Source organism: Streptomyces sp. NPDC038200 (genome assembly GCF_055600785.1).
In genome coordinates this window covers 292451-309953 of record NZ_JBVJYH010000008.1, presented here as the reverse complement: position 1 = coordinate 309953, position 17503 = coordinate 292451, and the positions used below count along the sequence as shown (strand labels likewise).

19 protein-coding genes are annotated in these 17503 nt (G+C 72.4%); 15 read left to right on the top strand and 4 right to left on the bottom strand.

What is annotated here, in order from left to right:
• Window positions 1-117 precede the first annotated feature (117 nt).
• From ACZ7KF_RS19655 to ACZ7KF_RS19645, 3 genes are all read left to right on the top strand, one after another.
• Window positions 118-285, top strand: a complete 168-nt coding sequence (locus ACZ7KF_RS19655) for a hypothetical protein (RefSeq protein ID WP_201843217.1) — start codon at window positions 118-120, stop codon at window positions 283-285.
• Between the two features lie 31 nt (window positions 286-316).
• Window positions 317-598 carry a DUF4190 domain-containing protein gene (locus tag ACZ7KF_RS19650; protein WP_471076153.1) on the top strand — a complete coding sequence of 94 codons (282 nt, stop codon included), beginning with the start codon at window positions 317-319 and terminating at the stop codon, window positions 596-598.
• A gap of 139 nt (window positions 599-737) precedes the next feature.
• Window positions 738-1907 (top strand): cysteine desulfurase family protein, encoded by a 1170-nt coding sequence (locus ACZ7KF_RS19645; protein WP_471076150.1) that lies wholly within the window; start codon window positions 738-740, stop codon window positions 1905-1907.
• 25 nt (window positions 1908-1932) lie between these two features.
• Here the strand turns inward: ACZ7KF_RS19645 and ACZ7KF_RS19640 are convergent, their stop codons facing one another.
• Window positions 1933-2613, bottom strand: a complete 681-nt coding sequence (locus ACZ7KF_RS19640) for an N-acetylmuramoyl-L-alanine amidase (RefSeq protein ID WP_471076147.1) — start codon at window positions 2611-2613, stop codon at window positions 1933-1935.
• 60 nt (window positions 2614-2673) lie between these two features.
• On the opposite strand from ACZ7KF_RS19640, the gene mnmA reads away from it, so the two are divergent.
• The gene (gene mnmA, locus ACZ7KF_RS19635; RefSeq protein WP_471076144.1) at window positions 2674-3819 is read left to right on the top strand and encodes a tRNA 2-thiouridine(34) synthase MnmA; all 1146 of its coding nucleotides are present in this window, start codon (window positions 2674-2676) and stop codon (window positions 3817-3819) included.
• 40 nt (window positions 3820-3859) lie between these two features.
• Here mnmA and ACZ7KF_RS19630 read toward each other — a convergent pair whose 3' ends face one another.
• The gene (locus ACZ7KF_RS19630) at window positions 3860-4642 is read right to left on the bottom strand and encodes an alpha/beta fold hydrolase (RefSeq protein WP_471076141.1); all 783 of its coding nucleotides are present in this window, start codon (window positions 4640-4642) and stop codon (window positions 3860-3862) included.
• Window positions 4643-4705: 63 nt separating this feature from the next.
• Entirely contained in the window at window positions 4706-5029 is a 324-nt protein-coding gene (locus ACZ7KF_RS19625) for a DUF427 domain-containing protein (protein ID WP_471076139.1), read from the bottom strand.
• Window positions 5030-5094: 65 nt separating this feature from the next.
• Here ACZ7KF_RS19625 and ACZ7KF_RS19620 point away from each other — a divergent pair, with 65 nt between their 5' ends.
• The 5 genes from ACZ7KF_RS19620 to ACZ7KF_RS19600 all read left to right on the top strand — a co-directional run bounded on the left by ACZ7KF_RS19620 (window position 5095) and on the right by ACZ7KF_RS19600 (window position 12186).
• Window positions 5095-5634, top strand: a complete 540-nt coding sequence (locus ACZ7KF_RS19620; protein ID WP_471076136.1) for an LOG family protein — start codon at window positions 5095-5097, stop codon at window positions 5632-5634.
• Window positions 5635-5641: 7 nt separating this feature from the next.
• Entirely contained in the window at window positions 5642-6340 is a 699-nt protein-coding gene (locus tag ACZ7KF_RS19615; RefSeq protein WP_471076133.1) for an SDR family oxidoreductase, read from the top strand.
• Between the two features lie 133 nt (window positions 6341-6473).
• The gene (locus ACZ7KF_RS19610; protein ID WP_471076130.1) at window positions 6474-7481 is read left to right on the top strand and encodes a methionine synthase; all 1008 of its coding nucleotides are present in this window, start codon (window positions 6474-6476) and stop codon (window positions 7479-7481) included.
• A 15-nt stretch (window positions 7482-7496) separates the two neighbouring features.
• Window positions 7497-9692, top strand: a complete 2196-nt coding sequence (ligA, locus tag ACZ7KF_RS19605) for an NAD-dependent DNA ligase LigA (RefSeq protein ID WP_471076127.1) — start codon at window positions 7497-7499, stop codon at window positions 9690-9692.
• A gap of 259 nt (window positions 9693-9951) precedes the next feature.
• Complete coding sequence (locus tag ACZ7KF_RS19600) at window positions 9952-12186, top strand: putative bifunctional diguanylate cyclase/phosphodiesterase (RefSeq protein ID WP_471076124.1); 2235 nt, start codon at window positions 9952-9954, stop codon at window positions 12184-12186.
• A gap of 64 nt (window positions 12187-12250) precedes the next feature.
• Here the strand turns inward: ACZ7KF_RS19600 and ACZ7KF_RS19595 are convergent, their stop codons facing one another.
• On the bottom strand, window positions 12251-12829 hold the full coding sequence (locus ACZ7KF_RS19595; protein WP_471076121.1) for a TetR/AcrR family transcriptional regulator: 579 nt from the start codon (window positions 12827-12829) through the stop codon (window positions 12251-12253).
• A gap of 97 nt (window positions 12830-12926) precedes the next feature.
• Here ACZ7KF_RS19595 and ACZ7KF_RS19590 point away from each other — a divergent pair, with 97 nt between their 5' ends.
• The 6 genes from ACZ7KF_RS19590 (at window position 12927) to gatB (ending at window position 17478) form a co-directional block, all read left to right on the top strand.
• Window positions 12927-13298 (top strand): DUF4267 domain-containing protein, encoded by a 372-nt coding sequence (locus ACZ7KF_RS19590; protein WP_471076118.1) that lies wholly within the window; start codon window positions 12927-12929, stop codon window positions 13296-13298.
• Window positions 13299-13321: 23 nt separating this feature from the next.
• Window positions 13322-13816, top strand: a complete 495-nt coding sequence (locus ACZ7KF_RS19585; protein ID WP_471076115.1) for a cupin domain-containing protein — start codon at window positions 13322-13324, stop codon at window positions 13814-13816.
• 93 nt (window positions 13817-13909) lie between these two features.
• A complete protein-coding gene (gatC, locus tag ACZ7KF_RS19580; protein WP_006130840.1) occupies window positions 13910-14206 on the top strand; it encodes an Asp-tRNA(Asn)/Glu-tRNA(Gln) amidotransferase subunit GatC in 297 nt (98 codons plus the stop codon).
• A 5-nt stretch (window positions 14207-14211) separates the two neighbouring features.
• The gene (gene gatA / locus ACZ7KF_RS19575; protein ID WP_471076111.1) at window positions 14212-15711 is read left to right on the top strand and encodes an Asp-tRNA(Asn)/Glu-tRNA(Gln) amidotransferase subunit GatA; all 1500 of its coding nucleotides are present in this window, start codon (window positions 14212-14214) and stop codon (window positions 15709-15711) included.
• Window positions 15708-15947: a hypothetical protein gene (locus ACZ7KF_RS19570; protein WP_471076108.1), complete on the top strand. Its 240-nt coding sequence runs from the start codon at window positions 15708-15710 to the stop codon at window positions 15945-15947. Before gatA ends, ACZ7KF_RS19570 begins: the two co-directional genes overlap by 4 nt.
• A 16-nt stretch (window positions 15948-15963) precedes the next feature.
• Complete coding sequence (gatB, locus tag ACZ7KF_RS19565) at window positions 15964-17478, top strand: Asp-tRNA(Asn)/Glu-tRNA(Gln) amidotransferase subunit GatB (RefSeq protein WP_471076105.1); 1515 nt, start codon at window positions 15964-15966, stop codon at window positions 17476-17478.
• Window positions 17479-17503 lie beyond the last annotated feature (25 nt).

The window sequence follows — 17503 nt, the reverse complement described above, 5'->3', positions numbered from 1 at the left end:
ATTTGAAAGCCGTCGGACGCGCTAGACTCAAAGTCAGTGAACAACTGTTACTACAACTGTTCACCGAGATTTCACACCGGCTGAACACGAGGCATATCGGAGGGGGGATCTGATCCCATGCTGTTCCTCGTCGCCGCACTCATGCTGCTCGGAGTCGTGCTGGGCACCGTGGCCCACGCACCGCTCACCGTCACCGCCGTCCTGGCCGCCGTCATCGCCGTCTGGCTCGGCGTCTTCGCGCTCCGCGAGCGCCACGGCCGCCGCCGTCACACCTCGGCCAACTGACCGCCGCATCGGACTTCAGGAGCTGAGCACCATGCAACTCACCGCACCGGCCACCGGCCGCCGCACCGACACCCGTCCCCGCACCCGCGACGCCGACGGCATGGCCGTCGCGTCCTTCATCCTCGGCCTCCTCGGCCTGCTCGTCCTCAACCTCTTCCTCGGGCCGATCGCCATCGTGCTGGCCGTGGTCGCCCTCTGGCGCGACACGACCCGCCGGGGCCGCGCCTACCTGGGCCTGACCCTGGGCATCGCCGACCTGGTGGTCCTGGTGACGGCGATGGAGATGTCGGGCACGGTCTCCTGGAGCCTGTGACCAGCGGCTCGACCGGACGCCCCGAGGACGACGGGGCAGCCGCCGGCACCGCCGGGCACCGCGCCTGCGAGCCCGGGTGCGAGCGAGGCGGGTGCGGGGCCGAAGCCCACGGCGAGCGCGCCGTAGAATCGGCGTCACCATGGCTTACCTCGACCACGCCGCCACGACCCCGATGCTCCCGGAGGCGGCGGAGGCGCTGACCGCCCAGCTGAGCATCACCGGCAACGCGTCCTCCCTGCACGCCTCCGGCCGCCGGGCCCGCCGCACGGTCGAGGAATCCCGGGAGACCCTGGCCGAAGCACTGGGCGCCCGCCCCAGCGAGGTCGTCTTCACCTCGGGCGGCACCGAGGCCGACAACCTGGCCGTCAAGGGCCTGTACTGGTCCCGCCGCGACGCCGACCCGGCCCGCACCCGTGTCCTGGCCAGCCCCGTCGAGCACCACGCCGTGCTGGACGCCGTGCACTGGCTCGGCGAGCACGAGGGCGCCACCGTCGAGTACCTCCCCGTCGACTCCTACGGCCGCGTCCACCCCGAGGCGCTGCGCGAGGCCATCGCCCGCAACCCCGACGACGTCGCCCTGGCCACCGTGATGTGGGCCAACAACGAGATCGGCACCGTCCTGCCGGTCCACGAACTCGCCGCCGCCGCTGCCGAGTTCGACGTCCCCCTGCACGCCGACGCCGTCCAGGCCTTCGGCCAGGTGCCGGTGGACTTCGAAGCCTCCGGCCTGGCCGCGATGACCGTGTCGGGCCACAAGATCGGCGGCCCGTACGGCATCGGCGCCCTCCTCCTCGGCCGCGAGTACACCCCCGTACCCGTCCTGCACGGCGGCGGGCAGGAGCGGCACGTCCGCTCCGGCACGCTCGACGTCCCGGCCGTCGCCTCCTTCGCCGTCGCCGGACGGCTCGCCGCCGAGCAGCGCGAGTGGTTCGCCCGCGAGATCGGCGCCCTGCGCGACCAGCTGGTCGACGCCGTGCGCGGCGCCGTACCGGACGCGATCCTCGGCGGCGACCCGGCGCCCGGGGGCCGGCTCCCCGCCAACGCCCACTTCACGTTCCCCGGCTGCGAGGGCGACTCCCTGCTGCTCCTGCTGGACGCCCAGGGCATCGAGTGCTCCACCGGCTCCGCCTGCACCGCGGGCGTCGCCCAGCCCAGCCATGTCCTCCTCGCCACCGGCACCGACCCGGACCTGGCCCGCGGCACCCTGCGCTTCTCCCTCGGCCACACCTCCACAGAGGCGGACGTGGAGGCCGTCGCCAAGGCGATCGGCCCGGCGGTGGAGCGGGCCCGGGCGGCCGGGCTCACCTAGCCGGCGCGGACCGGCCGCCCCGGGCTCATCCGGCCGCCGGGGCCGCGGTGCGCGCGGCGCGGACCAGTCGCAGATACCGGTCCCAGTCCCAGAACCGGCCCGGGTCCGTGTGGTCCGTCCCCGGCACCTCCACGTGCCCGATGATGTGCTCCCGGTCCACGGGTATGCCGTAGCGCCCGCAGATCGCCGCCGTCAGCCGGGCCGAGGCCGCGTACATGGCGTCCGTGAAGGAGGAGGCGTCCTCCACGAAGCCCTCGTGCTCGATGCCGACACTGCGTTCGTTGTACTCCCGGTTGCCCGCGTGGAAGGCCACGTCCAGCTCCCGGATCAGCTGGGTGATCCGCCCGTCCTCGCGCACGATGTAGTGCGCCGCCGCCCCGTGCGCCGGGTCCTGGAACACCTTCACCGCCGACGCGTAGCCGCCCTGCGTGACATGGACGACGACCCGGTCGACCCGGTAGTCGTCCGGCCGGTCCGCCGGCCGGTAGTTCGCGGGGGAGGCCGCCACCCAGCGCGCGCCACGGAAGTCCACCGCGCCCGCCACCCGGGACTTCTCCACCCCCGGCAGCCGCCACCACAGACGGGACAGCTCCTCGCGGGCCAGCACGGCCGTGCCCGCCGTGGCCACGAGGCCGCCGACGAGCAGCGCCCGCCGCCCCAGCCGCCGGTCCCCGTCCTTCGCCGCCGATTCCGTCGTCGCCCCCATGTGGTCGTCAACGGATATCCGGCGGACCAGGTTCCCGCGCCCCCGTACCCTGGAAGGGTTATGACTGACACCCCGCAGCGCACCCGCCCCCTCCGCGTCCTCGCCGCCATGTCCGGCGGGGTCGACTCCGCCGTCGCCGCCGCGCGCGCCGCGGAAGCCGGCCATGACGTCACCGGCGTCCACCTCGCGCTCTCCGCGAACCCGCAGTCCTTCCGAACCGGCGCGCGGGGCTGTTGCACCATCGAGGACTCGCGCGACGCCCGCCGCGCGGCCGACGTCATCGGCATCCCGTTCTACGTCTGGGACCTCGCCGACCGCTTCCGCGAGGACGTCGTCGAGGACTTCGTCGCCGAGTACGAGGCCGGCCGCACCCCGAACCCGTGCCTGCGCTGCAACGAGAAGATCAAGTTCGCCGCGCTGCTGGACAAGGCGCTGGCCCTGGGCTTCGACGCCGTCTGCACGGGCCACTACGCCAAGGTGATCCTCGGCGAGGACGGCTCCCGCGAGCTGCACCGCGCCTCCGACATGGCGAAGGACCAGTCGTACGTCCTCGGCGTGCTGGACGAGAAGCAGCTCGCGCACGCGATGTTCCCGCTCGGCGACACGGTCACCACCAAGGACGAGATCCGCGCGGAGGCCGAGCGCCGGGGCCTCGCCGTCGCCAAGAAGCCCGACTCGCACGACATCTGCTTCATCGCCGACGGCGACACCCAGGGCTTCCTCGCCCGGCGGCTCGGCAAGGCGGAGGGCGACATCGTGGACGAGTCCGGCGCCAGGCTGGGCACCCACGAGGGCGCGTACGGCTTCACCGTCGGCCAGCGCAAGGGGCTCAGGATCGGCACCCCGGCCCCCGACGGCAAGCCGCGCTACGTCCTCGACATCTCCCCGGTCACCAACACGGTCACCGTCGGCCCGGCCGCCGCCCTGGACGTCACCGCGCTCACCGCGATCAAGCCCCGCTGGTGCGGCACCGCCCCCGCCGGCCCCGGCACCTACACCGCCCAGCTGCGCGCCCACGGCGGCGAGACCGAGGTGACCGCCGAACCGGTCGACGGCGAGCTGCGCGTGACGTTCACCGAGCCGGTCCGCGGGGTCGCCCCCGGTCAGGCGATCGTGCTGTACGCGGGCACGCGCGTGGTGGGCTCGGCGACGATCGCGTCCACCACGCGCGCGACGGAGGCGGTCCGAGCCGCCGGGCGCGCCTAGGGCCTCTCGTTTGGATCAGGCCGGATCCAAACGGAAGACCCTAGCCCGCGAAGAACTCCGCCAGCACCGGCCCCAGCGCGTCCGGCTCCACCATGTGGGTCTGGCCCTCCAGGACCCGGAACGTGCCGCGGGGCGCGGTCCGCGCGATCTCCCGGGACGCCGTGCGCATCCACTCCGGGCTCGCGCCGCCGGCCACCGACAGCACGGGCACGGGGATCGCGGCGACCCGGTCGCGGGGGAGCAGGCCGTCGCCCATCACCGCGTCGTCGTGGGCGAGGCTGGGCGCGACGGCCTCCATGCCCGCCCACATCGGCGACTGGCGGGCGCCCCGGATCATCTCCTCGCCCAGGCCCGTCAACCGCAGGAACAGCTCCACCGCGTCCCCGCGCCGGCCCTCGGCGAGCGCCTTGCCCAGCTGCTCCTTGTAGACGGCCTCCCGCGCGGCGCCGCCCTCCAGATGGTCGGCGTACGGCACCTCGTACACCGCCGCCCGGGAGGCCGGCAGCCCGCTCGCGCAGGCGCGCAGGACCAGCGCGCCGCCCGAGGAGACGCCGAACAGGGCCGCCTCGCCGCCCACGGCGTCGATCAGCGCGGCCAGGTCCTCGACCTCGCGGTCGACCGCGTACGGCGCCGTGTCGCCGCTCTCGCCGCGGCCCCGGCGGTCGTAGACGACGGCCGTGCAGCGGTCCGCGAGGCGCTGCGCCAGCGGCGCCACCGTGCCGCCGGTGGACATCGCGCCGCTCACCAGAATCACCGTGGGGCCCTGGCCGATCACTCCGTACGCGAGGGAGGTTCCGTCGCGGGAAGTCGTCTTCTTGTCCATGGCCGTGCAGACTGCCGCACGGCACGGCGCTCATCGGTCACGACACGGCGATGCCGCCGCGGCTCATGAGACGTCGGTGTCGTAGAAGCAGTAGTGGTCCTTGATCTCGGCCACGCCGGGTGCGGGGTCCGGATAGGCCCAGACGAGGTCCGGCGCGTCCGGCAGCGACCAGTAGGACGCCGTGCCCTTGAAGGGGCAGACGGTGTGCGTGTCGGAGGGCGCCAGCAGATCGAGGCGCACGTCCTCGGCGGGGATGTAGTAGCGCACCGGACAGCCCGTCTCGCGCAGCTCCAGGGGACGGTCGGTCTCCGCGAGCACCTGGTCGCCGTGCACCACGCGCACGTGCCGCTCGCTCTTGTCGATCGTGATCGTGTGTCCTTGGGTCATACCGGTTCAGCGCCCCGGGGGCCGCGCTTCTTCCCGTCCGGTGCGGTGACCGTACGGTAGGAGCCATGAACATCTGCGTCTTCCTCTCCGCCGCCGACCTCGACGAGCGTTACACGCGCCCCGCGCGCGAGTTCGCGGAACTGATCGGCAAGGCCGGCCACACCCTGGTCTGGGGCGGCTCCGACGTCGGCCTGATGAAGGTGGTCGCCGACGGTGTGCACGAGGCGGGCGGCAGGCTGCTGGGCGTCTCCGTGGAGTTCCTGGCGAACAAGGCGCGGCCCGGCGCCGACGAGATGGTCATCGCCGCCGACCTCGCCGAACGCAAGAAGCTGCTGCTGGAGAAGGCCGACGCCGTGGTGATCATGGTGGGCGGCACCGGCACGCTGGACGAGGCCACCGAGATCCTGGAGCTGAAGAAGCACGGCCGCACCGAGAAGCCGGTCGTGCTGCTGAACACCGCGGGCTTCTACGACGGCCTGCACCAGCAGTTCCGCCGGATGGAGGCCGAGGGCTTCCTGCCCCGTCCGCTGGCCGAACTGGTCCGCTTCGCGGACGAGCCGGCCGGTGCGCTGGCCTACCTGGAGGAGCAGCTCGCCGGCCACTGATGCGAGCATGGCGGGCATGGCTACTCATGTGATCACCGGGGCCGGTTCGGGTATCGGCGCGGCCGTGGCCCGCCGGCTGCACGCGCGCGGGGACGAACTCGTGCTGCACGCGCGCGACGCGGGCCGGGCGAAGGAGCTGGCGGCCGAGTTCCCCGGCGCGCGCACCCTGGTCGGCGACCTCGCGGACCCGGACAGGCTGTCCTGGGCCTTCTCCCACCAGACGCTCCCGGACCGCGTGGACTCCCTGCTGCACATCGCCGGAGTCGTCGACCTCGGCGAGGTCGGCGACCTGACCCCGAAGTCCTGGCACCACCAGCTCAACGTCAACCTCGTCGCCCCCGCCGAGCTGACCCGGCACTTCCTGCCGCAGCTGCGGGCGGCCCGCGGCCATGTGATCTTCGTCAACTCCGGTGCCGGCCTGAGCGCCAACGCCGGCTGGTCCGCGTACGCCGCCTCCAAGCACGGCCTGAAGGCCCTCGCCGACTCCCTGCGCCAGGAGGAGCACGCCAACGGCGTCCGCGTCACCTCCGTCTACCCCGGCCGCACCGCCAGCCCCATGCAGGTCAAGGTCCACCAGCAGGAGGGCAAGGAGTACGACGCCGCGCAGTGGATCGACGCGGAGTCGGTCGCCACGACGATCCTGATGGCGCTGGACCTGCCGAGGGACGCGGAGGTCAACGACCTGACGGTGCGGCCCGGACGCTGACCGGGGGGCGGACGGCACCGGGATCCGGTCCCGGCCCGCGGTGGCCCGGAGCGGAGAAGCCCTGCGCCTTCCCGCGCCGGTACGGTGCCGCCTGGTTGTGAGCCGACCGGCCGGTGTTACGTACTCTGCCGGGGTGAGCGAAAACAGCCAGTTCAGGTTCGCCGGTGCCACCGGTGTCGGGTCGCTGCCCGGCGGGGACGCCCGCGAGGCCGCCAAGACCGCCACGGGGTCCTTCGAGGACTTCCCCTTCCTGCCGGAACTGCCCGCGCGCGGTCCGGGCGCCGACATGATCGGCCGTACCGCCGGGATGCTGGTCGAGCTGTACGCGCGCGTGGAGCCCAGCGGCTGGCGGCTCGGGGACCGGCCGGGCCGGGACACCAAGCGGGCGCGGTCCTGGCTGGGCGAGGACCTGGACGCGCTGGAGGAGTTCACCCAGGACTACCAGGGCGATCTGAAGGTGCAGGCGGTCGGGCCGTGGACGCTGGCCGCCGCCCTGGAGCTGAGGAACGGCGAGGCCGCCCTGTCGGACCCCGGCGCGTGCCGGGACCTCGCCGCCTCGCTCGTCGAGGGGCTGCGGCTGCACCTCGACGAGGTGCGGCGCCGCGTCCCCGGCGCCCGGCTCGTCCTCCAGCTCGACGAGCCCTCCCTCACCGCCGTCCTGCGCGGCCGGGTCCGCACCGCCAGCGGCTACCGCACGCACCGCGCCGTCGACCGGCAGCTCGTGGAGGCCACGCTCCGGGACGTCGTCGCCGCGCACGACGGCGGGCCCGTGGTCGTCCACTCCTGCGCCCCGGACGTGCCGTTCGCCCTGCTGCGGCGGGCCGGCGCGGCGGCCGTCTCCTTCGACTTCGCGCTTCTCACCGAGCGTGACGACGACGCGATCGGCGAGGCCGTCGAGGGCGGCACGCGGCTGTTCGCCGGTGTCGTGCCGGGCACGGACGGCCCGTTGTCAGACCCTGCCGGTAGCGTCATGGGTGTCAGGACGCTGTGGCGCAGGCTGGGCCTGCATCCGGGGCTGCTCGCGGAGGCGGTCACGATCACCCCGGCGTGCGGTCTGGCGGGTGCTTCCCCCGCCTACGCACGGCAGGCGCTCGCCCACTGCGTCCAGGCGGCGAGATCCCTCGCGGACAACCCAGAGTAACGGGAGGACAACACGGTGGCCGGCGACAAGCAGGCGGAGACGACGGCGGTGCCCGCCGAGGCCCGCGACAAGCACGCGCAGCTGGCGGAGCAGGTCGAGGAGCACCGCTTCCGGTACTACGTGAAGGACGCGCCCGTCGTCAGCGACGCGGAGTTCGACCAGCTCCTGAAGTCCCTGGAGGCGCTGGAGGAGCAGTATCCGGAACTGCGCACCCCGGACTCGCCCACCCAGAAGGTCGCGGGGTCCTACGAGACGGAGTTCACGGCGGTCGAGCACCGCCAGCGGATGCTGTCGCTGGACAACACCTTCAACGACGACGAGCTGGCCGCCTGGGCCGACCGCATCGCCAAGGAGCTGGGCGACCAGGCGTACCACTTCCTGTGCGAGCTGAAGGTGGACGGCCTCGCGGTCAACCTCACCTACGAGAACGGGCGCCTCACCCGCGCGGCGACCCGTGGCGACGGCCGCACCGGCGAGGACATCACACCGAACGTCCGCACCATCGCGGAGATCCCGGACCGCCTCAAGGGCGACGAGGTGCCCGACCTGGTGGAGGTCCGCGGCGAGGTCTACTTCCCGATGGAGAAGTTCCTCGAGCTGAACGAGCGGTTGGTCGCGGCGGGCGACAAGCCGTTCGCCAACCCGCGCAACGCCGCCGCCGGTTCGCTGCGCCAGAAGGACCCGCGGGTCACCGCCACCCGCCCGCTGCACATGGTCGTCCACGGCATCGGCGCCCTGGAGGGCTACACGGGCATGACCCGCCTCTCCCAGGCGTACGACCTGCTGAAGACCTGGGGTCTGCCCACCTCCCGGCACAACCGCGTGGTCGACGACCTCGACGGCGTCCGCGAGTTCATCGCGCACTACGGCGAGAACCGCCACTCCGTGGAGCACGAGATCGACGGTGTCGTGGTGAAGCTGGACGAGATCCGCCTCCAGGGGCGGCTCGGCTCCACCGCGCGGGCCCCCCGCTGGGCGATCGCCTACAAGTACGCGCCGGAAGAGGTCAACACCAAGCTCATCGACATCAAGGTGGGTGTCGGCCGCACGGGCCGCGTCACGCCGTACGCCCAGGTCGAACCGGTCACGGTGGCGGGCAGCGAGGTGGAGTTCGCCACCCTGCACAACCAGGAGGTCGTCAAGGCCAAGGGCGTCCTCATCGGTGACACCGTCGTCATCCGCAAGGCCGGTGACGTCATCCCCGAGATCCTCGGCCCGGTGGTCGACCTGCGCGACGGCGGCGAGCGGGAGTTCGTGATGCCGAGCGAGTGCCCCGAGTGCGGCACGGCGCTGCGGCCCATGAAGGAGGGCGACATCGACCTCCGCTGCCCCAACGCCCGTACCTGCCCTGCCCAGTTGCGCGAGCGCGTCTCGTACCTGGCGGGCCGGGAGTGCCTGGACATCGAGAACTTCGGCGCGGTGGCCGCCGCCGCGCTCACCCGCCCGCTGGAGCCGGCCGAGCCGCCGCTGGTGGACGAGGGCGACCTGTTCGACCTGACGGTGGAGAAGCTGCTGCCCATCAAGGCCTATGTCCTCGACCCCGACAGCGGCCTGCCCAAGCGCGATCCCAAGACCGGCGAGGAGAAGGTGGTCACGGTCTTCGCCAACCAGAAGGGCGAGCCGAAGAAGAACACCCTCGCGCTGCTGGCGAACGTCGAGGCGGCCAAGTCCCGTCCGCTCGCCCGCTTCCTGAACGGGCTGTCGATCCGGCATGTGGGACCGGTGGCCGCGCAGGCCCTCGCGCGCGAGTTCCGCTCCGTCGACCGCATCGAACAGGCCACCGAGGAGGAGCTGGCGGCCACCGACGGCGTCGGCCCGATCATCGCCGCCGCGCTCAAGGAATGGTTCGCCGAGGACTGGCACCGTGAGATCGTCCGCAAGTGGAAGGCCGCGGGAGTCCCGCTGGAGGAGGAGTCGACCGGGGAGGACGAGGGGCCGCGTCCGCTGGAGGGGCTCACGGTCGTCGTGACCGGCACGCTGGAGAACTTCACCCGGGACGGCGCCAAGGACGCGCTGCAGAGCCGGGGCGCGAAAGTGACCGGTTCGGTTTCGAAAAAGACCTCGTTCGTCGTAGTGGGTGAAAATCCTGGATCGAAGTACGACAAGGCCATGCAAGTGAAGGTTCCTGTCCTGAACGAGGACGGTTTCGCCGTCCTTCTGGAGCAGGGCCCCGAAGCCGCGGCCGAAGTCGCGCTTCCGACCGAGGAGTAGCGGTTGAAGGCCACCCGATCGGCGCATATCAGTTGCATACGGGTGGCCCGGGCGCATTCGGGCAACCGTCGGAGACCGCTGCCCGTGGAAGCCTTCTGCGGCCTACTGTTGAGATGTGCGCCTGCCGTGCCCAGCTGCGGTCGGGGCATCTCCGTGCTCTCCACAGGCGCGGGGAAGGTTTCTTCGACGCGGAGCTGCTGATGGTTGTCGGGCATCGGGCCGCGTGGCGTGGGCACCGCCGGCTGTGAGAGGGACGGGAATGGAACCGACCGAGAGCGCCGCCCCGGACTCATGGCTGCGCCTGCGCCGCCGCGCGGGCGCGTGGCGGGGGAACCGACGGACCGGGCGGGACGACGGGCGTACGGGCGTGCAGATCCGCCCGGCCGGACCGGCCGCCGCCGAGGCCCGCCCCCTGCCGCTCGCCATCGAGTCCGCCCCCGGCCTGGCCGACGCCGGCACCGAACGGCAGCCGTCCTGGCCGGCGCTGCCCGCGGCCCTCGTCGCCGCCGCGGGCTTCACCCTGGGCGCCGGCTTCTACCGCGCCTACGCCGGCCACCACGCCCTCTTCCCGTGCGGCACGGTCGGCTGGGCGCTGGCCCTGCTCACCGGCGTCATCGTCGGCCACCTCGTGATGCTGGGCCGCGCCCGCTGGTGGGGCGGCACCGGATCGGGCGCCGCCCTCACTCTCGCCGTCCTGCTGCTGTACGGCTGGGTGCCCGCCGGACTGGTCAGCCTCACCGTCGTCGTCCTCGTCGGCATCGCCCGCCGGCACCGCTGGCGGCAGGGCGTGCTGCACGGCGCGGTGGACATCCTCGGCATCGGCGTCGGCGCCCTGCTGCTCGGCGCGTTCGGCCGGGTCCCGAGCGTCGAGGAGCCCTGGCGTCCCGACAGCTGGAGCATCGCCACGGCCCCCGAGGTCGTCCTGGTCGCGGTCGCCTATCTCGCCGTCAGCCGCGGCCTGCTGTGGTACCTGCACGCCCCGCGCGGCGGCGGGGTGCCCACCGTCGCCCGGACCGCTCTGGTCAGACAGGGACTGGTCGCCGTCGCGCTGCTCGGCATCGCGCCCCTGGTGTGCGTCGTCGCCGACGCCCAGCCCGTCCTGCTCCCGCTGTTCGCCATCCCGCTCATCGCGCTGGACTCCACGCTCTGGATGGCCCGCGCCCGTGCCGAGGAGCAGCTGCGCGATCCGCTGACCGGGCTGCCCAACCGGCAGTGGCTGCTGGAGCGGATCTGGACCGCCCTGGACGACGCCGAACGCATCGGGGCCCGTGCCGCGCTCATGCTGATCGACCTCGATCGTTTCCGGTCGGTGAACGACACGCTTGGCCATCTGGCCGGCGACCGGCTGCTGCTCCAGATCGCCGACCGGCTGCGGCTCGCCCTGCCGCGCGGCGCCGAGGCCGCCCGGCTCGGCGGCGACGAGTTCGCCGTCTTACTGCCCGTCGCCGACTCCACCACGTCGGCCACGCGCGTCGCCCGCGGTCTCGTCACCGCCCTCAGCTCCCCGCTCGACCTCGACGGGCTCACCCTGGTCCTGGAGGCCAGCGCGGGCGTCGCCGTCTTCCCCGATCACGCGCTCGACGCCGAGGGCCTGCTGCGCCGCGCCGACGTCGCGATGTACCAGGCGAAGCGGGACCGTACGGGCGTCGAGGTCTACGAGTCCAAGCGGGACTCCAACACCCCGGACCGCCTGGGCCTGCTGGGCGACCTGCGCCGGGCGCTGGACGCGCACGAGGTGCAGCTCCACTACCAGCCCAAGGTCCGCTTCGACGGCCAGGTCGCCGGCCTGGAGGCGCTGGTGCGCTGGGTGCACCCCGAGCGCGGGAAGGTTCCGCCCGACGAGTTCATAGCGATAGCCGAGTCCTCGGGGCTGATGCCCCACCTCACCGAGTACGTGCTGGAGACGGCGCTCGGCCAGGTCGCCCGGTGGCGCGCGCAGGGCCTGCGGGTGCCCGTCGCCGTCAACGTCTCCCCGCGCGACGTCCACACGCCCGGCTTCGCCGGCTCCGTCGCCGCCCGGCTGGCCCGGCACGGGGTCCCCGCCGGGGCGCTCCAGCTGGAGATAACGGAACACGTGCTGCTGGAGGATCCGCAGCGGGCCGCCGACACCCTCGCCGGGCTCACCGGGCACGGCGTGAAGATGTCCCTCGACGACTTCGGCACCGGGTACTCGTCCCTGGTGCACCTGCGGCGGCTGCCGGTCAGCGAGCTGAAGATCGACCGCTCCTTCGTGGCCCGGCTGGCGGTCGACGCCGAGGACGCCGAGATCGTGCGCTGCACCGTCGACCTCGCCCATTCGCTGGGCCTCCTCGTCGTCGCCGAGGGCGTGGAGGACGACGAGACCTGGGAGCGGCTGCGGGATCTGGGCTGCGACGCGGTCCAGGGGTGGCTGGTGGCCGCGGCGATGCCTCCGGACGAGGCGACCGCGTGGCTGCTGGCGCGGGGCTCCCGGGGGTGGCAGCGGCCGCGCGCCGCGCTGCCCGCCGCCGAGTAGCCTCCCCGTCGGCCCGCCCGCGGCACGGTCCTCCGCCCCGCGGAGCGCTCCGCGCCGGCCGGGCTCAGCCGCCCGCGAAGTGGTCGATCAGCAGAGCCAGACGTGTCTCGTGCGCATGCTCCGGCAGTCTGCCGCTCCGCATCAGCGTCGTCAGCCCGTGCAGCCCCGCCCAGAAGGTCTCCGTGAGCAGGCCCGGGTCCTCGCCCTCGGCCGCGATCGGCTCCACGGCGACCAGCAGCTCGCCGAACGCCTCCCGCAGCGGCGCCGGTGCCTCCTCCGTGGCGAACGGCAGGTCCACCAGATGCGTGAACATCGCGTCGTAGAGGGCGGGCCTGCGCCGCGCGAAGGACGTGTACGTCCGCGCCACCGCCGCCAGCGCCTCGTGCGTGCCCCGCGCCGCCGCACGGGCCTGCCGTAGCTCCACCGCCAGGTCGGCGCAGCCCTGCACCGCGACCGCCGCCATGATCGCCTCCTTGCCCTTGAAGTGGCTGTAGAGGACCGGCTGGCTGTACTCGATCTCGGCGGCCAGTCGGCGTGTGGTCACCGCGTCCCAGCCCTCGGTCTCGGCCAGCTCCCGTGCGGCCGTGACGATCAGCCGCTCGCGTTCCGCTCGTTCGCGCTCCCGGCGCGTCTGGATCGACATGACCGTGATTCTAGCAGTGCTAGCCAATCTGTCATCGCTCTGCTAGCGTCACTCTTGTTCCTAGCACTGCTAGAAAACTGGCAATGGGGAGAGAAGCATGACCGTCACCGCGTACAGCCTCGCCGTCCTGCTCGACCTGTTCTGCGTCTTCCTCGGCTACCGGTTCTGGTTCCGGCCCGGCCCCGCGGCGGCCGGCTACGGCGTCCCGGCCGACCCGCGCGGCGACGCCCGCGCCTACCTGTCGGTCAAGGGGGCGAGGGACGGCACCTTCGGGCTGCTGGGCCTCGCCCTGCTCGCCTTCGCCGGTGCCCGCGCCGAGGCCTGGTTCATGGTCTGCGTGGCGCTCGTGCCGCTCGTCGACACCCTGATAGTCCTGCGCGAGGGCGGCGCGAAAGCCGTCGCCTTCGGGATCCACTTCGCCACCGCGATCGTTGTACTGATCAGCGCCGGACTGCTGTTCGCGCTCTGACCGCCGGCCGAGGGGGATGTGCCATGTCGTTGTTCGTGCCCGAGTTCGACGAGACCGTGCTGGTCCGGGACGCCGAGGCGGAGGTCGTCGGCGGCGCCCCCGTCGCCGTGAAACTGCTGGCCGACAGCAGCGCCAGCGGCGGCGCGCTGTCCACCGTGCGGGTCACCCTCGCCGAGGGGGCCGACGGTGCCCGCCCGCACGTGCACCGCCACTCGGCCGAGATGTTCTATCTGCTCGACGGCGAGGCCGAGGTCCTCTCCGGCGACGACGTCGTCACCGCCGAGCGCGGCGATCTGATCGTCGTTCCGCCGGACCGGCCGCACGCCTTCGCCGCCGCCCCCGGCAGCACCGCCGACCTGCTCATCGTCATCACCCCCGGCGTCGAGCGCTTCGAGTACTTCCGCCACCTCCAGCGGATCCGTCTGGGCGAGGCCACCCCGGAGAGCCTGCTGGAGGTCCAGGAGCTGTACGACAACCACTTCCTGAAGAGCGCGGCGTGGGACCGCCGCCACGGGTGAGGACGGTGCCCCGGGAAACCGTTTCACGGGCACGGGCGCCCGCCCCATAGGATTGGGCCCAAACCACACACACTCACCCCTGAGGATCGCTGCATGCCTGGCATCACGCGCGAGGAGGTCGCCCACCTCGCCCGGCTGGCGCGTCTGGAGCTCAAGCCCGAAGAACTCGATCACTTCGCCGGCCAGCTGGACGACATCATCGGCGCGGTCGCCCGCGTCAGCGAGGTCGCCGACCAAGACGTACCGCCGACCTCCCACCCGCTCCCGCTGACGAACGTCATGCGGGCGGACGAGGTCCGTCCCTCGCTCACCCCCGAGCAGGCGCTCTCCGGCGCCCCGGCCCAGGAGCAGCAGCGTTTCAAGGTGCCGCAGATCCTGGGGGAGGAGTGACCGCCATGACGGACAACACCATCATCAAGCTCACCGCCGCCGAGACCGCCGCGAAGATCGCCTCCGGCGAGCTGACGGCCGTCGAGGTGACGGAGGCCCACCTCGCGCGCATCGAAGCGGTCGACGAGAAGGTGCACGCCTTCCTCCACGTCGACCGCGAGGGTGCCCTCGCTCAGGCCCGCGCCGTGGACGAGAAGCGCGCCCGCGGCGAGAAGCTCGGCCCCCTGGCCGGCGTCCCGCTCGCGCTCAAGGACATCTTCACCACCGAGGGCGTGCCCACGACCGTCGGCTCGAAGATCCTCGAGGGCTGGATCCCGCCGTACGACGCGACGCTCACCAAGCGGCTGAAGGCCGCCGACGTCGTCATCCTCGGCAAGACCAACATGGACGAGTTCGCCATGGGCTCCTCCACCGAGAACAGCGCCTACGGCCCGACCGGCAACCCCTGGGACCTCACGAAGATCCCCGGCGGCTCCGGCGGCGGCTCCTCCGCCGCGCTCGCCTCCTTCCAGGCCCCGCTCGCCATCGGCACCGACACCGGCGGTTCCATCCGCCAGCCGGCCGCCGTCACCGGCACGGTCGGCGTGAAGCCGACGTACGGCGCGGTCTCCCGCTACGGCATGGTCGCCTTCTCCTCCTCCCTGGACCAGGGCGGCCCCTGTGCCCGTACGGTCCTGGACGCGGCCCTGCTGCACGAGGTGATCGCCGGCCACGACCCGCTGGACTCCACCTCCATCGACGCCCCGGTCCCGCCGGTCGTCGAGGCCGCCCGCAACGGCAGCGTGCGTGGCATGCGCGTCGGTGTGGTCAAGCAGTTCCGCGGCGAGGGCTACCAGGCCGGCGTCATCCAGCGCTTCGACGAGTCGGTCGAGCTGCTCAAGGAGCTGGGCGCCGAGATCGTCGAGCTGGACTGCCCGTCCTTCGACCTCGCCCTGTCGGCGTACTACCTGATCGCGCCGTCCGAGTGCTCCTCGAACCTCGCCCGCTTCGACGGCCTGCGCTACGGCCTGCGGACCGGCGACGACGGCGACCACTCGGCCGAAGAGGTCACCTCCCTCACCCGTGAGGCGGGTTTCGGCGCCGAGGTGAAGCGCCGCGTCATGCTCGGCACGTACGCGCTGTCGAGCGGCTACTACGACGCGTACTACGGCTCCGCGCAGAAGGTCCGCACGCTCATCACGCGGGACTTCGAGAAGGCCTTCGAGCAGGTCGACGTCATCGTCTCCCCGACGACCCCGACCACCGCCTTCGCGATCGGCGAGCGTTCCGACGACCCGATGGCGATGTACCTCGCGGACCTGTGCACCATCCCGACCAACCTGGCGGGCAACGCGGCCATGTCCCTGCCCTGCGGTCTCGCCCCGGAGGACAACCTCCCGGTGGGCCTGCAGATCATCGCCCCCGCCATGAAGGACGAGCGGCTCTACAAGGTCGGCGCCGCCGTCGAGGCCGCCTTCGTGGAAAAGTGGGGCCACCCGCTGCTGGAGGAGGCTCCGTCGCTGTGAGCGCACTGTCCAAGGCCAAGGGCTTCAAGAAGTCCAAGTCCGGTACGTACGTGTCCATGGCCGCCACCGCGTTCGGCGCGGTCGGTGCCATGAAGCAGATCAAGAAGGCCCGTACCGACAACGACACGCTGAGGCTCGTCGACGCCGTCGTCACCGCCGCCGGCATCGTCACCGGCCTCGCCATCCTCTACCGCGAGCTGAAGCGGCTGGGCGACGACGACGTCCTGCTGGGCTGAGAGGGAAGTTTTCACCGTGACCACCACGACCGACCTGGTGTCGTACGAGGACGCGCTGGCGTCGTACGACCCCGTCATGGGCCTTGAGGTCCATGTCGAACTCGGCACCAAGACCAAGATGTTCTGCGGCTGTTCCACGGCGCTCGGTGCCGACCCGAACTCCCAGACCTGCCCCGTCTGCCTCGGCCTGCCCGGCGCGCTCCCGGTCGTCAACGCGACCGGCGTCGAGTCCGCGATCAAGATCGGTCTCGCGCTGAACTGCGAGATCGCCGAGTGGTGCCGCTTCGCCCGGAAGAACTACTTCTATCCGGACATGCCGAAGAACTTCCAGACCTCCCAGTACGACGAGCCGATCGCCTTCGACGGCTACCTCGACGTGCAGCTGGAGGACGGCGAGACCTTCCGCGTGGAGATCGAGCGCGCCCACATGGAGGAGGACACCGGCAAGTCGACGCACGTCGGCGGCGCCACCGGCCGTATCCACGGCGCGTCCCACTCGCTGCTGGACTACAACCGCGCCGGCATCCCGCTGATCGAGATCGTCACCAAGCCGATCGTGGGCGCCGGCGAGCGCGCCCCCGAGGTGGCCAAGGCGTACGTCCGCGAGCTGCGCGAGGTCATCCGGGCCCTCGGCGTGTCCGAGGCCCGCATGGAGATGGGCCAGATGCGCTGCGACGTGAACCTGTCGCTGCGCCCGAACGGCACCGAGAAGTTCGGCACCCGCTCCGAGACGAAGAACGTCAACTCGCTGCGCTCGGTGGAGCGCGCGGCCCGCTTCGAGATCCAGCGGCACGCGGCCGTGCTGTCCTCCGGCGGCACGATCGTCCAGGAGACCCGCCACTTCCACGAGGACACGGGGTCCACCACCTCGGGCCGCGTCAAGGAAGAGGCCGAGGACTACCGGTACTTCCCGGAGCCCGACCTGGTGCCGGTCGCGCCCTCGCGCGAGTGGGTCGAGGAGATCCGCGCGGCCCTGCCCGAGCTGCCGCTGGCCCGCCGCACCCGGCTGCTGGCCGAGTGGGGCATCTCCGCCACCGACATGCAGGCGATCCTCAACGCCGGCGCGCTGGACCCGATCGTCGCCACCATCGACGCCGGTGCCGACGCGGCCTCCGCCCGCAAGTGGTGGATGGGCGAACTGGCGCGCAGCGCCAACGAGTCCGGCAAGTCGCTGGAGGAGCTGGCGATCACGCCGCAGCAGGTGGCCCGGGTCACCGAGCTGGTCGCGAAGGGTGACCTGAACGACAAGCTGGCCCGTCAGGTCATCGAGGGCGTCCTCGCGGGCGAGGGCACCCCGGACGAGGTCGTCGACAAGCGCGGTCTGAAGGTCGTCTCCGACGACTCGGCGCTGGGCACGGCGGTCGACGAGGCCATCGCCGGCAACCCGGCCATCGCGGACAAGATCCGCGGCGGCAAGGTGGCCGCGGCCGGCGCCCTGGTCGGCGCGGTCATGAAGGCCACCCGCGGCCAGGCCGACGCGGCCCGCGTCAAGGAGCTGATCCTGGAGAGGCTGGGCGTCAGCGAGGGCTGATCCCGCACTCCGTCGTACGGCCCCG

Coding starts and splice junctions, on each gene's coding strand:
- ACZ7KF_RS19585 (WP_471076115.1), top strand. CDS start 13,322: ATGTCGTTGTTCGTGCCCGAGTTCGACGAGACCGTGCTGGTCCGGGAC.
- ACZ7KF_RS19590 (WP_471076118.1), top strand. CDS start 12,927: ATGACCGTCACCGCGTACAGCCTCGCCGTCCTGCTCGACCTGTTCTGC.
- ACZ7KF_RS19595 (WP_471076121.1), bottom strand. CDS start 12,829: ATGTCGATCCAGACGCGCCGGGAGCGCGAACGAGCGGAACGCGAGCGG.
- gatA (WP_471076111.1), top strand. CDS start 14,212: ATGACGGACAACACCATCATCAAGCTCACCGCCGCCGAGACCGCCGCG.
- ACZ7KF_RS19655 (WP_201843217.1), top strand. CDS start 118: ATGCTGTTCCTCGTCGCCGCACTCATGCTGCTCGGAGTCGTGCTGGGC.
- ACZ7KF_RS19645 (WP_471076150.1), top strand. CDS start 738: ATGGCTTACCTCGACCACGCCGCCACGACCCCGATGCTCCCGGAGGCG.
- ACZ7KF_RS19615 (WP_471076133.1), top strand. CDS start 5,642: ATGGCGGGCATGGCTACTCATGTGATCACCGGGGCCGGTTCGGGTATC.
- ACZ7KF_RS19620 (WP_471076136.1), top strand. CDS start 5,095: ATGAACATCTGCGTCTTCCTCTCCGCCGCCGACCTCGACGAGCGTTAC.
- ACZ7KF_RS19650 (WP_471076153.1), top strand. CDS start 317: ATGCAACTCACCGCACCGGCCACCGGCCGCCGCACCGACACCCGTCCC.
- ACZ7KF_RS19640 (WP_471076147.1), bottom strand. CDS start 2,613: ATGGGGGCGACGACGGAATCGGCGGCGAAGGACGGGGACCGGCGGCTG.
- mnmA (WP_471076144.1), top strand. CDS start 2,674: ATGACTGACACCCCGCAGCGCACCCGCCCCCTCCGCGTCCTCGCCGCC.
- ACZ7KF_RS19630 (WP_471076141.1), bottom strand. CDS start 4,642: ATGGACAAGAAGACGACTTCCCGCGACGGAACCTCCCTCGCGTACGGA.
- gatC (WP_006130840.1), top strand. CDS start 13,910: ATGCCTGGCATCACGCGCGAGGAGGTCGCCCACCTCGCCCGGCTGGCG.
- ACZ7KF_RS19600 (WP_471076124.1), top strand. CDS start 9,952: ATGGAACCGACCGAGAGCGCCGCCCCGGACTCATGGCTGCGCCTGCGC.
- ACZ7KF_RS19625 (WP_471076139.1), bottom strand. CDS start 5,029: ATGACCCAAGGACACACGATCACGATCGACAAGAGCGAGCGGCACGTG.